Origin of the sequence: Mesorhizobium sp. M7A.F.Ca.CA.002.15.2.1, from assembly GCF_003998715.1 — a bacterium.
Lineage (GTDB): Bacteria > Pseudomonadota > Alphaproteobacteria > Rhizobiales > Rhizobiaceae > Mesorhizobium > Mesorhizobium ciceri.
The window spans coordinates 1-462 of the sequence record NZ_RZPI01001265.1; the positions used below are offsets into that span (position 1 = coordinate 1).

2 pseudogenes are annotated in these 462 nt (G+C 61.0%); both read left to right on the forward strand.

Annotated elements, in window-relative coordinates:
- Positions 1–121, forward strand: a pseudogene (locus tag ENZ74_RS34050) (cold shock domain-containing protein); the annotation flags it as partial.
- Positions 122–304: 183 nt separating this feature from the next.
- Positions 305–462, forward strand: a pseudogene (locus ENZ74_RS35600) (BA14K family protein); the annotation flags it as partial.

Below are 462 nucleotides of genomic sequence, written 5' to 3' on the forward strand. Positions count from 1 at the left end.
TATTTCAGCTGTGCAGGCGTCCGGTCTTCCCGGCCTCGAGGATGGGCAGAAAGTGTCGTTCGATACCGAGCCGGATAAGCGCGGCAAGGGTCCCAAGGCCGTCAACCTGTCGGTCGGCTGAGCCGGCTTCGAACCGGCGCTCCCGGGCAGATCGCTCCCTTGAGAGCCTGTGATTTTTGACGTCCGTTTTGAATAAACACGTTAAAATCCGTTCAGCCCCCGTTCAGCCACGGTCGCATATTAGTCTTCGGTAAAGCCGGACCGCATCCCCGAAACTGCACGGGCCGGAACGAAGGAGACCGACATGAACCGAATTTTCAAAACCGCCGTCCTGGCCGCTGCCGTGGCCGCCACCACGCTCACGGCCTTGCCCGCCGCCAATGCGCGCGACTGGCGCCGTCATCATGGCCATCATGGCAATGGCGATGCCATTGCCATGATGGCCATGATGACGGCGCCAGT